This window comes from Paraburkholderia fungorum (assembly GCF_902833645.1).
In the GTDB taxonomy this organism is placed as follows: domain Bacteria; phylum Pseudomonadota; class Gammaproteobacteria; order Burkholderiales; family Burkholderiaceae; genus Paraburkholderia; species Paraburkholderia fungorum.
Genome location: NZ_CADFGE010000018.1, coordinates 1 through 13003, shown reverse-complemented (window position 1 = coordinate 13003; position 13003 = coordinate 1). Strand labels below are relative to the sequence as shown.

The following is a 13003-nucleotide window of genomic DNA, read 5'->3' as shown; positions in this document are numbered from 1 at the left end:
TCGCCAATAGATTAGTAAAATGAATGATTTGATCGAAACGATAACTACGCAGAATGGAACTGAAACTGCTGAGAACGTTTTTGTCGGTCGTCGAACTGCGTCATTTCGGCCGCGCGGCGGAGGCGCTTCACTTGAGTCAGCCGGCGTTGAGCAAGCAGGTTGGCGCACTGGAGGCTAGCCTGGGCGCGAAGCTGTTCGAACGTGGGCGGCATGGTGCGGAGCTGACGCGTTTCGGCGAAATTTTCCTGCCCGATGCGCAAGCGCTCGTCCACGACGCGGATGAGATTCTCGCGCGCGCACGAGAGGCGGCCAGTGGCAAGCGCGGGCATTTGCGGGTCGGTATCTGTCTGTCCGTGCTGACGATCGCGCCGCGGATCATCGCCGACTTCCGTCAACAGTATCCGGGCATTGCCATCGCGTTGAGCGACCTCTCTTCTGCCGAGCAAACCCGTCGCCTTCTGGCGGGAAAACTGGATGTGGGCTTTATGCGCGTACCCTCGGTCGAGGGTCTCTCGTCTCTTCGTGTGATCGATGAGAACCTCGCGCTGGCGTTACCTCCATCCGTTGAGCGCGTGCGTCTTCCTGCCGACTTTGACAAGCTGAATGAAATGGGTTTTCTGGCCCTGCGGCGTGCGCGCGGGCCTGGGCTCGCCGCTCAGGTCGACGGCTGGTGTCGCGAACAGGGCTTTGTACCGAACGTGACTCAGCAGGCTGACGATGTGCAGTCCGTCCTGGCATCGGTTGCTGCCGGCGTCGGCGTCGCGTTCGTCCCCTCGGGTGCGCAACATCTGCTGCGGGATGCTACCGTGCTGCCGCTGCGCGGAAAGTGCGCGAAGTGGCGCGTAGGGCTTGTGTGGCCAGATGCGCGGAGCAACCCCGTTACATCGCGGTTCGTCTCGTTCGTCCGCGCCGCACTGAAAGGCGGCTGAGTCTTCTCTGCGGGGAGGACTATTCGTCCCCACGACTCAGGGTTAGCGTTTGCCGCGGCCACCAGCGGGTTTGCCAGCGGGCTTACGCGAGCCCCCAGCCGGCTTGCTGGCAGGTTTACCGCGTGGCTTTGGCACGCTGAATGGGCTACCGCTGGACAAACTTGTGCCTTTACCCGCGGCCGCAGCGCGCTGCGCCGCAGGCTTGCGTTTGTTTTCGCCACTTTGCGGGCGCGGTTTTTTGCCGGGCACTTGCACGGCGCCCGGCGCAGCTTGTGGCACTTTCGGCTTCTTGGGTTTTTTAGGTTTCTTGATGATCTCGCCCGTCGCGCTGGTTTGCGGCACGCGATGTTCGGCCTCAAAACCCGGTTCTTCTTCACGGCGCAGCGTTTGCCGGATCAGCGCTTCAATCGCGGCCAGTTGCGGCGCTTCATCGGCACACACAAGGGACACTGCCACGCCGCTCGCACCCGCGCGGCCGGTACGGCCAATACGGTGCACATAGTCTTGCGCCACGATTGGAAGATCAACGTTGATCACCAGCGGCAGGTCGTCGATATCCAGCCCGCGCGCAGCCACGTCGGTGGCTACCAGCATACTGACTTCGCCCGTCTTGAAGCGTTCCAGCGCACGCAGTCGTGCAGGTTGCGGCTTGTCGCCGTGGATGGTGTCGACCGAATAGCCCGCGTCATCCAGCATGGCCGCCAGGTAATCCACGCCATTGCGAGTTTTGACGAACACCAGTGCGTGCTCCCAGTTGTTCTCGGCCACCAGGTGCATGAAGAGGTCAGGCTTGTTCTTTTTATCCACCGGTATCACCCACTGCCTGATCTTGCTGGCCGTGGCATTGGGCGGGCTGACGCTGATATTCACCGGGCCGCGCAGAATGCTCTCCGCCATCGCGCGGATGTCGTCGGTAAACGTGGCAGAGAACAGCAGGGTCTGGCGCTGAGCGGGCAACGCGGCAAAGACGGCGTTGAGTTCGCGCGAAAAGCCCAGATCCAGCATGCGGTCGGCCTCGTCCAGCACCAGCGTTTGTACCTGATCGAACTGCACTGCATTCTGGCGATTCAGATCCAGCAAACGGCCCGGCGTGGCAACGAGCACATCCACGCCTTTGCGCAACTTCATCATCTGCGGGTTGATGCTCACACCGCCGTAGGCGGCCAGAAATCGTAAGTCGAGGCCTTTGCCGTAATCGATAAAGCTTTGCAGCACCTGTTCGGCCAGCTCACGCGTGGGCACCAGCACCAGAACACGCGCGCGGTTGCTGGACACCGCCGGGCCGTGTTGCACCAGCCGCTGCAACAGCGGCAGCGCAAAACCCGCCGTCTTGCCCGTGCCGGTCTGCGCCGCAGCCATGACGTCCTTGCCACTGAGCACGGCGGGAATCGCCTTGGCCTGCACCGGCGTAGGTGTCTGGTAATTGAGGTCCTGCAAATTACGCAGCAAGGGATCGATCAGGCCAAGCGAGGCAAAAGACATTGGCGTATTCCGGGCTAAAGCCGCAATTCTAGCGGTTGCCGCCTGATTGCGCCGCGCAGATCAACGGTCAAAAAATATCGACGTTGATCGCCACAGAAAAACCGTAGCGCTGCCAGGCGACTGAACTATGCCGGCCACCGTTGCCCCTCATCTGCCATGTCGCTATCACGTGCGCGAGTTCGACACCACTTAAAACGATGCCGGCGATTCACAAATGCGACGTGTCGAGGCGCGCTCATCGATACGCCTCGTGCCTGTCCAGCACGCGCACATACGACGCGGCCAACATCGCAATCACGGAGGAGAACAGCATCAGGCAAAGCGGCGCGTAGGCTGCGTTGCTTTCCGTCAGTACGGCTCCCGTCATCGAGGAAAGGGCGGAGCCGCCGGCAATGGTCATCGCGCCAACCAACCCGGATGCACTTCCCGCCAGCTCCGGGCGCACCGAGAGCGCTCCGGCATGGGCGCACGGATTTGACAGGCCGTTACCGACGCCGACTAGCATGCAAGGGCCGAACAGTGCTATTGCATGCCTGGCTCCGGCGAAGAAGAGCATTAAGCCGATCAACGGACCGGCACAAGCAACGACACGTCCCACAGTGATGGTCGTAGCGAGCGGATAGCGGCTGGCGTAGCGCCCCGACAGGAAGCTGCCGAGCACGAAGCCAGCGGTGATGGAGCCCATATACAAACCTAGCGTTGCCGGTGGTACATCGAACGCCGTTTTCGCGGCCAATGGAGCACCGGCCAGAAAGGCATAGAACGTACCCGTTGAGAACGCCATGCACAGCGCGTAGGCCCAGAAGCGAGGTTCGTGGATAAGCGCGGGATAGGCCCGAAACTGCTGCCCGATGGTGTCCGATGGATACTTGTTGGTCTCACCCAGGCGGAACCAGCACAGCGCAAACAAAGCTATGCCGGCAAGGGCGAGACCCCAGAAGATCGCACGCCAGCCGCTGGTTTCGTCGATAACGCCGCCGACCGTCGGGCCGAGCATGGGGGCGAACGCCGCTGCCATCGCGGCATAGCCGATCCGGCTTGCGGCCCCCTCCTTCCCGGTCATATCCCTGATGGCGGCCATCGACACCGGATAACAGGAGGTGATCGGAGCCTGAAGCAAACGGAAAGCCAGAAAGGCCCAGATATTGCCCGCCAGCGCGCAGCCGAGCGACCCGACCACGAATACCGTCAGGCTGGTCAACACGATTGGCCGCCGCCCGAAGCGATCGGACAGCGGCCCCATGACCAGTTCCAGCACGGCGGCGACGGTTGCATATCCTGCCAGCGACAGGCTCACGAGCGCGTAGTCGGCGTGAAAATCCATCGCAATGCTCGGCAGCGAAGGCAGGAATATGCTCAGTGGCAGCACAGAGAGCGCACACAGCAGAATCAGCGTGGAGAGCGTGGGAAGCGGTCGTGTTGAAGTCATCGGCATTTCCGGTCGAAAGCAATTTCGCGCAGCGCAAAAAAAAGCCCCCGAACTTGTCGGGGGCGCATGGGGACGGCCAGGTGCCGTTACCGGACCATGCGCCGACTTCCTAGTACGATGATAAACGTAGCATTCACGCTGAATTTTCTCCTGGTTATCCTGAGCGATGTTAGGCGGCATGCTTCGGCGATGTCAACTGCCGAGATTGCCTGGCAATGCTTGGGGTCCGGCGCAGCGGCAAAGACCGAAGCGTGCGCATAGCTATTCCCACAGGTTCCGGGGCCCTCCTGTCGATGCGGTTGCGAGGGCGAGCCATGCGCACCTGCGCCGGAAAAACGCGCTAAAGAATCCTGTCCAATGCCTTGGTGAGCCTCGCGACCGCGCCTTCGACATCATGCAGTTTGTCGAGGCCAAATAGTCCGATGCGGAAAGTCTTGAAGTCTTCAGGCTCGTCGCATTGAAGGGGAACGCCGGGCGCGATCTGCAAACCGGCATCGGCGAATTTCTTGCCGGATCGTATGCCGTCATCGTCCGTGTAGCTGACCACCACGCCCGGGGCCTGAAAACCTTCCGCCGCCACGCTTCGGAAACCTTTGGCCGTCAGGAGTGAGCGAACGCGCGTGCCGAGTTCAAGCTGCTCCGCTTTCACTTTGTCGAAGCCATATGCCTCGGTTTCCTTAATGACGTCGCGCAGCGTCGCGAGACTGTCCGTGGGCATCGTGGCGTGGTACGCGAACCCGCCGTTCTCGTAGGCCTCCATGATCTGCAGCCATTTGCGAAGGTCGCAAGCGAAACTGGTGCTGGTTGTCGCGTCGATTCTTTCGCGGGCAAGAGGGCTGAGCATGACGAGTGCGCAGCACGGTGACGCGCTCCACCCTTTTTGCGGTGCGCTGATCAGGACATCGACACCACTGGCCTGCATGTCCACCCAGACCGTGCCGGAGGCAATGCAATCCAGTACAAACATGCCGCCGACGGCGTGAACAGCGTCGGACACGGCACGCAAATAGGCATCAGGCAGCATCATCCCGGAGGCAGTTTCGACATGCGGTGCAAAGACCAGATCCGGCTTGTTCTCCTTGATCGCGGCGACCACTTCTTCGATCGGCGGCGGTGCATAGGCGGCCTGCCTTCCTTGTTCGACCGGGCGCGCCTTCAATACGATCGATTCAGATGGGATGCTGCCCATGTCGAAAATCTGCGACCAACGGAAACTGAACCAGCCATTGCGGATGACCAGACACTTCTTGCCTGTCGCAAACTGCCGGGCGACGGCTTCCATGCCGAACGTCCCGCTACCCGGCACGATAACCGCCGACTTCGCGTTATAGACCTTTTTCAGGGCGCCGGAAATATCGCGCATGACGCCTTGAAAAAGCTGCGACATATGATTGATTGATCGGTCGGTGTACACGACCGAATACTCGAGGAGTCCCTCGCGGTCGACATCGGGAAGTAAGCCTGGCACGTTCGCCTCCGGTAATGGATGTATTAACGAATCGGAAACAGATTCTAACGAAAGCCACCTGCAGCGGCATCGGCCGGGAAACCCCGTTACCGATCCGGCAAGTTCCGGTATGGACCCACTGTCGAGCCACGCCGGTTGGGAATGCTCCAGTGGCAACAATCGGAACGATTGTGAACCTTCGCCGGAGCATGGTCTCCCCCATCCTTCTTGTAGGAGTGTGCCACGAATACCGAACAGGCCCCGGATGCGTGGCACAAAGGTAAGCGGGTCGGCTGGACACCGCCGCTCAGGCCCAAAAGTGTTTGAACTATCCGGGCATTGGAGACTTACCTATGCGCCACCCGGCTGCGTGTTTCATTCTGTCTGCCATTGATCCTGACATGTTGTACCTGTCGCTCAGCAATACTGTGACCACAGGGATCTATTTTTACGGCCGGCACCGCACCCTCATCCGACTCAAACCCACGATCTTCCATACCTCGGGGAACATCCACATCGATGAGCTCGACGCCAGCGGGTTGCCGGCCGCCCGGCTTGAAACTGCCAAGCTATATCTTGCCGCCAAAGTCATACGAGGGCACCTGGGTCAGCTATCGCAACGGACAGAAACTGCCTATCCATTTGAACCTCGTTGCCTACAGCACTTACGGGGCCGAGCCGGTTCCCATACTCCAGGCGGCATCCACGGACCGCTGGTACTTCGTCATTCCATCGATCGCCACGCTCAATCGCGTGATCGAGGTGCGGGACAAGAAAACTGGCGATCTTGCCCAGGCGCTGGCCCCCGCCCATGGAACGCTGTGCGATTGGGGCATCGATACGTGAAAGTAAAAGAAGACGGACCTACTCCGCAGGTAAGCGTGGCGGGAGTGGCGGTCGAAAACGGAGCGTGCGTGGGATCCTCAAAAACAATCGTTCCAGGAAGTGCGGCCGTAGTTGGCTCAACGTCGCTTGAAAAACAGTGTGGATAAGTGTATTTCGTCGACGCAAAAAAACCGCGCGCGTCTCACGACACGCGCGGTCCATTCTGAGCAGAAAGCCCGGCAACCCGGGCCGTGCGGTCAGAAGATGTTGCGCAGGCCGATTGCAACGCCGGTCTGATTGTTGCGGCCCGGGTAGTCCGCTAGAAACGCACCGGTGCCACGGGTGAAGTCGACCGTTCCGTACACCTCGGTGCGCTTCGACAACGAATACTCCGCGAGCAGCGTGCCCGAGTAATTGATGCCGGCGCCGAGCGTGCCGTCGAGCGTTGCCGCATTGCGCGCATGATCGTAGTAACCGGCCAGCGTAAGCGCTAGCACCGGCGTAGCTTGCCACGTCGAGCCGACGTAGAAACTGTCGTCGATACGGTTCGGGCTGACATGCGTCAGCACGGGTGCGCCGGCTTGCTGCTCGTCGCCATCGACAAGCCCGGTGTTGTCCTGCGAATGCAGCCAGCCCGCGAGGACCTTGACCGACGGCGTGATTGCGTAGACTGCGCCGACGTTGACGAGGTTGAATTTCTTGCCGGCGTTATCGTTCTGCTGGAAGCCCACGTCGGCCGAGAGGGGGCCAAGCGCATACGACGCTGTAAAGCCGTACATGCTGTTCTGGCCGGTGCTACCCGGCACGCCGCCGAAGCCGTACATACCCTCCACTTGCAGACCGCCAAACTGGCCGGTGTACTTGGCCGAGCTATTGGTGAACAGATATCGCCCTACCGGGTTATAGATCCAGCTGTCCTGCCAGAAGTCGCCGACGGTCAGCGGATCGTACGTGTTGCCCATCACGTCGAAGAACGGCGTTTGCTGGCGGCCGAAGGTCAGCGTGCCGTACTGGTTGTTTGAGAGTCCGACGTATGCATTGCGCTGGAATAGTGTGTTGTTGCTGTTGTCGAGTTTGCCGGACCAGAGCTGGAACTGGTTCTCGAGCTTGAAGACCGCCGACGTCCCGCCGCCCAGATCTTCAGTGCCTTTCAAACCGAAACGGCTCGGTGTCTCGATACCTTCACCCATCGACACCTGAGAATCGTTATTCGAATTCGCGTTCGTCAGGTAACGCACGCTTGTGTCAACGAGACCATACAGAGTGACCGAGCTTTGTGCGAAGGCGGACTGTGCCGAAAGGGCAAGCAGACCTGCACCGACTGCCGCAAGTGTTTTATTCATGAGGTATTCCGATTGTTGTCATGTCGCAAGCGGCACGTAAGCGTGCACTGACGTAAGTGGCGCACGCCCCACGCGCCGTGTGGCGATCATATTTCGCGACAATTAATGTCGCAATAATTCGGCGCCAATGTCGCCCACTCGCAACAGGCATTGACTTCCGCGAAGGAAATTCCGGGAGCGTGGTGACGCAGGAGTTTCATCTGCAAGGAGATCGTCATGCAGAACGCTTTGTGGTACTCGTCGTGCACGATCGTGCAAACGGATTCCGCTTTAACATTCGGCGTATCCTTTCGAATCAGATGTTCGAAAACCCTTAACCCACAACCGATGTAACGAATCCATGCAAGCAAAGCTCAGAATCGCCCGACCTGTCAGCGATATTTCTCGATCTGAAAACATGTATTGCGCAGCACTTAACCTGATTGTGCTGGCACGGTTCCAAGATCATCACGGGTTCGATGGGGTGATGCTCGGATGCGCCGGGATGGACTATCACTTTGAGTTCACCCAATGCCGCGAACACCCCGTAGCGGCCTCACCGACGCACGAGGATTTACTGGTGTTTTATGCTCCGGACCGGGAAGCGTGGGAGTCGGCATGCGACCGGTTTGTCGACAACGGATTCGTTCGGGTCAAGTCGTTCAACCCTTATTGGGACGTGTCGGGTCGAACATTCGCGGACCCAGACGGGTATCGAGTCGTCATGCAAAACACGGCGTGGTCCTCGTAGTGCGCAGGCAATGAGGCGCACCTGACGGTTTCAGTTGCGAGCATCGGAAATCAATCGTTCGGTACCTGTCGACAATAGTGAGGAATCACCATGCGCCGTTTCGTTTGGTCAGTTCTGCCGGGTCTTTTCGCCGCTGCGACGCTAGTCGCCATTCCAATCGCAGCGCTTGCCTGCACCCGCGTCGTCTATCTTGGCGACAATAACGACGCCATCACCGCCCGATCGATGGATTGGAAGCTCGACATTTCAACCAATCTCTACATCCTGCCGCGTGGCATTGCCCGCAACGGCGAGGCAGGGCCGAACTCACTCAAATGGACAGCCAGATACGGTAGCGTGGTCGCGACCGGCTACGACGTCTCCACCACCGACGGCATGAACGAGAAGGGCCTCGCTGCGGAACTCCTCTGGCTCGTCGAATCGCAGTACCCGGTTTTCGACAACAACTCGAAACCGGGACTTACCATTGCCGCTTGGGCGCAGTACGTCCTGGACAATTTCGCAACGGTCTCGGAAGCTGTCGCCGCGCTCGAGAAAGAACCCTTCACCATAGTCACGGACAATGTCCCCGGAGAAAAGCGCCTCGCCACGCTGCACCTTGCCATTTCGGATGCTACCGGCGACAGCGCTATCGTCGAGTACATCGCAGGCAAGCAGGTCATCCACCACGGCAGGCAGTATCAGGTGATGACCAACTCGCCGACTTTCGACGAACAACTTGCCCTGAACGAGTACTGGAAAGGCATCGGCGGCACAGTCTGGTTGCCCGGTACAAACCGCTCCGCGGATCGATTCGCGCGCGCTTCGTTCTACATCAATGCCATTCCCAAAAGTGAAGACCCCGCCGTCGCACTCGCCAGCGTCTTCAGCGTGATCCGCAATGTGTCTGTGCCGTTCGGCATTACTACGCCGGACGAGCCGAACATTTCCTCCACCCGCTGGCGCACGGTCGCCGATCACAAACGTTTGCTCTACTTCTTTGAATCGGCACTAACGCCAAACACCTTCTGGGTCGACCTGAAGAAGGTTGACTTCTCCCCGGGCGCACCAGTCAAACGTCTCGATCTCGGTAAGGATCAGCGCAATACTTTCGACGGCGAAGTCTCGAAGTACTTTCAACCTGCGCCACCGTTTCGATTCCTCGGGCTAGGCGGTGGGGCGTAACGCTTACGCATATCCTCAAGCCCTCATTTGCCGACCCGCTCGCCCATTGCTTCAGCCACCGCGTCGCGCACGCAGGTGGCGAGTAGCTCTGAGGCCCGTGTGTACGGCACGCGCGCCGGCCGTGCGATCACAAGCGGCTGGATCACAGTGGCTTCACGTATTGGCCGCTCGGCAACAAGCGGCGTCTGCGCGACCGCGGGACTTTGCGTAATCAGTAACGACACGCCAAGTCCGCTCGCGACCATCGCGCGCACGAGTTCAATGGAGGTTGCCCGATACCGCACGTTGGGCGCCAGACCAAGCTGCCAGAACGGCGCCATCAGGAAATCGCGACTTTGGGGTAGGTCGATCTGGATGAAAGGCTGCGCTGCAAGTTCGTGCAGCGAGATCGCGCGGCGTCGTTTAGCCAACGGCGTCTCGCTGGGCACGAGTGCGTACGGCTTGAGTTCGGCGAGACATTCGCGCTCGATGTCGCCCGGCAAGCCCACGTCGTACATGAGCGCGAGATCGATCTGGCGCTTGTGCAGCCACTCATCGAGCTGCGTCAGGTCGCCTTCCCGGAAGTGCACGGTCAAAGCGGGAAAGCGCGCCTGCGCGAGCTTAAGCACGCGCGGCAGATAGACGGGCGCGATCGTGCGGAACACGCCGATTTGCACCAGGCCGCCGTTTCCTTCGCCGACGTCGTCGGTAATGAACGCCGATGCTGAGGCGAGCAGGTGACGCGCCTCGTCCAGCTTTCGTTGTCCAAACTGCGTGAGCGTCATACCGGTGCCCGCGTCGCGCGTGAACAGCGGCGCGTCGAATAGCGCCTCCAGTTCACGAATTGCCACGGAGATCGAAGGCTGCGACACGTTCAGGTGCCTCGCCGCAGCAGTCGTGCTGCCGGTTTCCGCGGCGGTGACGAAGTAGCGTAGCAGCCTGAGCGACAGTGCCATAGGATTTTTATATAACCGTTAATTTATTCTAATATTTTATCCTATTGCCTGCGCCGCTCAGAATGTCTCCACCAGCCGAACTGGCCGGCTGTTCTGGAGGAATACCCCGTGACATTGCCCGCGCTGCCGCTCGAAGGCATTCGTGTGATCGATTTTTCCCGCGTGCTCGCAGGCCCACTGTGCTCCGCGCTGCTCAGTGATCTGGGTGCTGAAGTCATCAAGATCGAGCCGCCCGGCGGCGACGACTATCGCGCAATCGGCCCGTTCTCCGCCGGCGAGAGTGGTCTTTTCAGCGCGATGAACCGCAACAAACAAAGCGTGGTGATCGACCTGAAACGCGACGAAGGCCGCGAACTCGCTCAGGCACTCTGCGCGCAGGCCGATGTCGTCGTCGAGAACTTTCGCCCCGGCGTGGCTGAGCGTCTGGGCATCGGCTACGCGCAACTCGCCGCGCACAATCCCGGGCTCGTTTATGCGAGCGTCTCAGGTTTCGGTCAGACGGGTCCGGAGTCCCATCGACCCGCCTACGACATCATCCTGCAGGCGATGTGCGGGCTCATGGACGCGACGGGTTCACCCGACGGGGCGCCGACGCTTGTCGGCGATTCCGTTTCGGACGTGGTGAGCGGCATATTTGCGTCGTGGGGCGTGCTGGCTGCGTTGCTCGCGCGCGAGCGAACCGGCGAGGGTACCCACGTGGACGTGGCGATGTTCGACGCGACGCTTAGCCTGACCACTGCGCTGGTCGCGCGCTACGCGACCACCGGCATTGCGCCGCAACGTGTTGGGAACCGGCACCCGTCGTCGGCGCCGTTTGGGGCCTACCGCGCGAGAGACGGCTATTTTGTCGTGGCGGTGCTCAACAATCGTCTTTTCGAGCGCCTGGCACACGCAATGGACCAGCCCCTGCTGATCGACGATGCGCGCTTTGCGAACGATGCAGCGCGATGCGAGAACGAAGCTGCATTGCGCGCCTGCATCGAGTCATGGTCTGGAGTGCGGAGCATTGCCGAGGTGAATGCGCTACTGAGCGAAGCCGGCATTCCCGTCGCGCCGATCCAGAACATCAGTGAAGCGCTGGAGAGCGAGCAGGCACGCGCGCGCGGCGTTCTGGTCGAGGCGCCGGCCGGCGGCGGTGGCGTCGTGCGTCTGCCAAAGCAGCCGGTCCACTTCTCGGCGTGGCCCACCACGCGCACGACGCGCGCGCCGCGCCTTGGCGAGCATACGCAGGCGGTCCTGCAACAGCAACTCGGCGTCGATACGGCGTATGTCGCCACGCTGGTTGCCGCCGGTGTACTACATGTGGACGAAACCACCGACTTGCGAAGCGAAACGAATCAGGAGACGAACAATGCTTAAACGAATGGGTGTGACCGAGGCCGACCTGGAGATTGCGGAGGCCATCCGGCGCTTCGCGCAAGCAGAGTTGGCACCACACGCGGCGCAGGTCGACCGGGACGAAATTTCCACTACGCGCTATGTCCCGGCGCTTGCCGAGTTGGGCGTGATGGGATTGAACCTGCCGGAGCGCTGGGGTGGCATTGACGCTTCGCCCGCCGCGATCATTCTCGCACTGGCGGAGATTGCGCGCGCATGCGCATCGACTTCGTCGATGATCGGCGCGCACTACCTTGCAACCGACTCCATCCTGATCGGCGGCGACGATGCATTGCGTGCACGCTACCTGCCCGACGCGGCGACGGGCCTCAAGCTTGGCGCGTTCGCCTTGACCGAGCCGCAAGCCGGTTCCAATCCGGCGGGCATGACGACACGGGCTGTGCGCGAGGGCGACGGCTACCGCTTGCGGGGTGTGAAGCACTTCATTTCGAACGCGGCAGCGGCGCAATTCATCGTGGTCTACGCGAAGACCGGGACGGATCTCGGAACCCGAGGGATCAGCGCGTTCGTCATCGATCGCGATACGCCGGGGATGTCGGTGTCGCCAGCCGAAATGCTGATGGGTATTCGGGGCGCGCCGGCGCACGAGGTTGCGCTCGATTGCCATGTGCCGGCGGCAAACCGGCTGGGCGAGGAAGGCACCGGCTTTCGCACGGCGATGAAGGTGCTCGACAACAGCCGCCTGGACGTGGCTGCGACGAGCCTTGGCCTCGCCGAAGCGGCGCTCAGTGACGCAGTGGAGTGGGCGAAGACGCGCTGCGTCGGCGGCGAGCCGCTCGCGGGCAAGCAGGGACTGCAATGGAAATTCGCCGACATGAAGACGCGGCTGGAGGCCGCGTGGCTTCTGAGCTTGCAGGCCGCGGCGCGGCGCGCGGCAGGCGAACCGTTCACCGAAGCGGCGTCGATGGCGAAGCTCTATGCGTCTGAGATGGTGGCATTCGTCACCGACGCCGCTTTGCAGATGCATGGCGGCTATGGCTTCACGCGCGAGATGCGCGTGGAACGGCTCGTGCGCGATGCGCGGATTCTGCGCATTTACGAAGGGTCGTCGGAAATTCAGCGCACGGTGATCGCGAGGTCGGTTCTCGCGTAACGACAATGAATATGGGAGCTCGAAAGTGAAAGTGCTGGTGGCAGTCAAACGTGTGGTAGATGCCAACGTGAAAGTGAGTGTGAAATCCGATAGTACGGGCGTCGACATCGCGAACGTGAAGATGTCGATGAATCCGTTCGATGAAATCGCGGTTGAAGAAGCGGTCCGTCTGAAGGAAGCGGGCGTGGCGACCGAAGTGATCGCCGTGTCGGCGGGTGTGGCGCAAGC

Annotated in this window: 11 protein-coding genes and 1 pseudogene; 7 read left to right on the top strand and 5 right to left on the bottom strand. The window is 60.8% G+C overall.

Annotated elements, in window-relative coordinates; translation table 11 throughout:
* Nucleotides 1–53 precede the first annotated feature (53 nt).
* Nucleotides 54–929 (top strand): LysR family transcriptional regulator, encoded by an 876-nt coding sequence (locus HWX91_RS37220; RefSeq protein WP_028195376.1) that lies wholly within the window; start codon nucleotides 54–56, stop codon nucleotides 927–929.
* A 42-nt stretch (nucleotides 930–971) separates the two neighbouring features.
* On the opposite strand, the gene HWX91_RS37215 is transcribed toward HWX91_RS37220, so the two are convergent.
* The 3 genes from HWX91_RS37215 to HWX91_RS37205 all read right to left on the bottom strand — a co-directional run bounded on the left by HWX91_RS37215 (nucleotide 972) and on the right by HWX91_RS37205 (nucleotide 5308).
* On the bottom strand, nucleotides 972–2411 hold the full coding sequence (locus tag HWX91_RS37215) for a DEAD/DEAH box helicase (RefSeq protein WP_028195377.1): 1440 nt from the start codon (nucleotides 2409–2411) through the stop codon (nucleotides 972–974).
* Nucleotides 2412–2646: 235 nt separating this feature from the next.
* On the bottom strand, nucleotides 2647–3846 hold the full coding sequence (locus HWX91_RS37210; protein ID WP_042274330.1) for a multidrug effflux MFS transporter: 1200 nt from the start codon (nucleotides 3844–3846) through the stop codon (nucleotides 2647–2649).
* A gap of 334 nt (nucleotides 3847–4180) precedes the next feature.
* Nucleotides 4181–5308 (bottom strand): aminotransferase class V-fold PLP-dependent enzyme, encoded by a 1128-nt coding sequence (locus HWX91_RS37205; protein ID WP_028195379.1) that lies wholly within the window; start codon nucleotides 5306–5308, stop codon nucleotides 4181–4183.
* Nucleotides 5309–5842: 534 nt separating this feature from the next.
* Between HWX91_RS37205 and HWX91_RS37200 the strand changes: the two genes are divergently transcribed.
* Nucleotides 5843–6133 (top strand): hypothetical protein, encoded by a 291-nt coding sequence (locus HWX91_RS37200; RefSeq protein ID WP_052660652.1) that lies wholly within the window; start codon nucleotides 5843–5845, stop codon nucleotides 6131–6133.
* A 236-nt stretch (nucleotides 6134–6369) separates the two neighbouring features.
* Here HWX91_RS37200 and HWX91_RS37195 read toward each other — a convergent pair whose 3' ends face one another.
* A complete protein-coding gene (locus tag HWX91_RS37195) occupies nucleotides 6370–7455 on the bottom strand; it encodes a porin (protein ID WP_028195380.1) in 1086 nt (361 codons plus the stop codon).
* A 340-nt stretch (nucleotides 7456–7795) separates the two neighbouring features.
* On the opposite strand from HWX91_RS37195, the gene HWX91_RS37190 reads away from it, so the two are divergent.
* Both HWX91_RS37190 and HWX91_RS37185 read left to right on the top strand, forming a co-directional pair.
* A complete protein-coding gene (locus tag HWX91_RS37190; RefSeq protein WP_028195381.1) occupies nucleotides 7796–8185 on the top strand; it encodes a VOC family protein in 390 nt (129 codons plus the stop codon).
* A gap of 90 nt (nucleotides 8186–8275) precedes the next feature.
* The gene (locus HWX91_RS37185) at nucleotides 8276–9349 is read left to right on the top strand and encodes a linear amide C-N hydrolase (RefSeq protein ID WP_028195382.1); all 1074 of its coding nucleotides are present in this window, start codon (nucleotides 8276–8278) and stop codon (nucleotides 9347–9349) included.
* Between the two features lie 23 nt (nucleotides 9350–9372).
* Here HWX91_RS37185 and HWX91_RS37180 read toward each other — a convergent pair whose 3' ends face one another.
* On the bottom strand, nucleotides 9373–10284 hold the full coding sequence (locus HWX91_RS37180) for a LysR family transcriptional regulator (RefSeq protein WP_028195383.1): 912 nt from the start codon (nucleotides 10282–10284) through the stop codon (nucleotides 9373–9375).
* Nucleotides 10285–10392: 108 nt separating this feature from the next.
* Here HWX91_RS37180 and HWX91_RS37175 point away from each other — a divergent pair, with 108 nt between their 5' ends.
* The 3 genes and pseudogenes from HWX91_RS37175 to HWX91_RS37165 all read left to right on the top strand — a co-directional run.
* Complete coding sequence (locus tag HWX91_RS37175) at nucleotides 10393–11643, top strand: CaiB/BaiF CoA transferase family protein (RefSeq protein WP_042274333.1); 1251 nt, start codon at nucleotides 10393–10395, stop codon at nucleotides 11641–11643.
* Nucleotides 11636–12775, top strand: a complete 1140-nt coding sequence (locus HWX91_RS37170; RefSeq protein WP_028195384.1) for an acyl-CoA dehydrogenase family protein — start codon at nucleotides 11636–11638, stop codon at nucleotides 12773–12775. The genes HWX91_RS37175 and HWX91_RS37170 overlap by 8 nt, the downstream gene beginning before the upstream one ends.
* Before the next feature lie 25 nt (nucleotides 12776–12800).
* Nucleotides 12801–13003 (top strand): annotated as a pseudogene (locus HWX91_RS37165) (electron transfer flavoprotein subunit beta/FixA family protein); the annotation flags it as partial.

What these genes read in the sequence shown, in the direction of transcription:
- HWX91_RS37180 (WP_028195383.1), bottom strand. Translation starts at nt 10,284, where the DNA reads ATGGCACTGTCGCTCAGGCTGCTACGCTACTTCGTCACCGCCGCGGAA.
- HWX91_RS37215 (WP_028195377.1), bottom strand. Translation starts at nt 2,411, where the DNA reads ATGTCTTTTGCCTCGCTTGGCCTGATCGATCCCTTGCTGCGTAATTTG.
- HWX91_RS37190 (WP_028195381.1), top strand. Translation starts at nt 7,796, where the DNA reads ATGCAAGCAAAGCTCAGAATCGCCCGACCTGTCAGCGATATTTCTCGA.
- HWX91_RS37210 (WP_042274330.1), bottom strand. Translation starts at nt 3,846, where the DNA reads ATGCCGATGACTTCAACACGACCGCTTCCCACGCTCTCCACGCTGATT.
- HWX91_RS37220 (WP_028195376.1), top strand. Translation starts at nt 54, where the DNA reads ATGGAACTGAAACTGCTGAGAACGTTTTTGTCGGTCGTCGAACTGCGT.
- HWX91_RS37195 (WP_028195380.1), bottom strand. Translation starts at nt 7,455, where the DNA reads ATGAATAAAACACTTGCGGCAGTCGGTGCAGGTCTGCTTGCCCTTTCG.
- HWX91_RS37170 (WP_028195384.1), top strand. Translation starts at nt 11,636, where the DNA reads ATGCTTAAACGAATGGGTGTGACCGAGGCCGACCTGGAGATTGCGGAG.
- HWX91_RS37185 (WP_028195382.1), top strand. Translation starts at nt 8,276, where the DNA reads ATGCGCCGTTTCGTTTGGTCAGTTCTGCCGGGTCTTTTCGCCGCTGCG.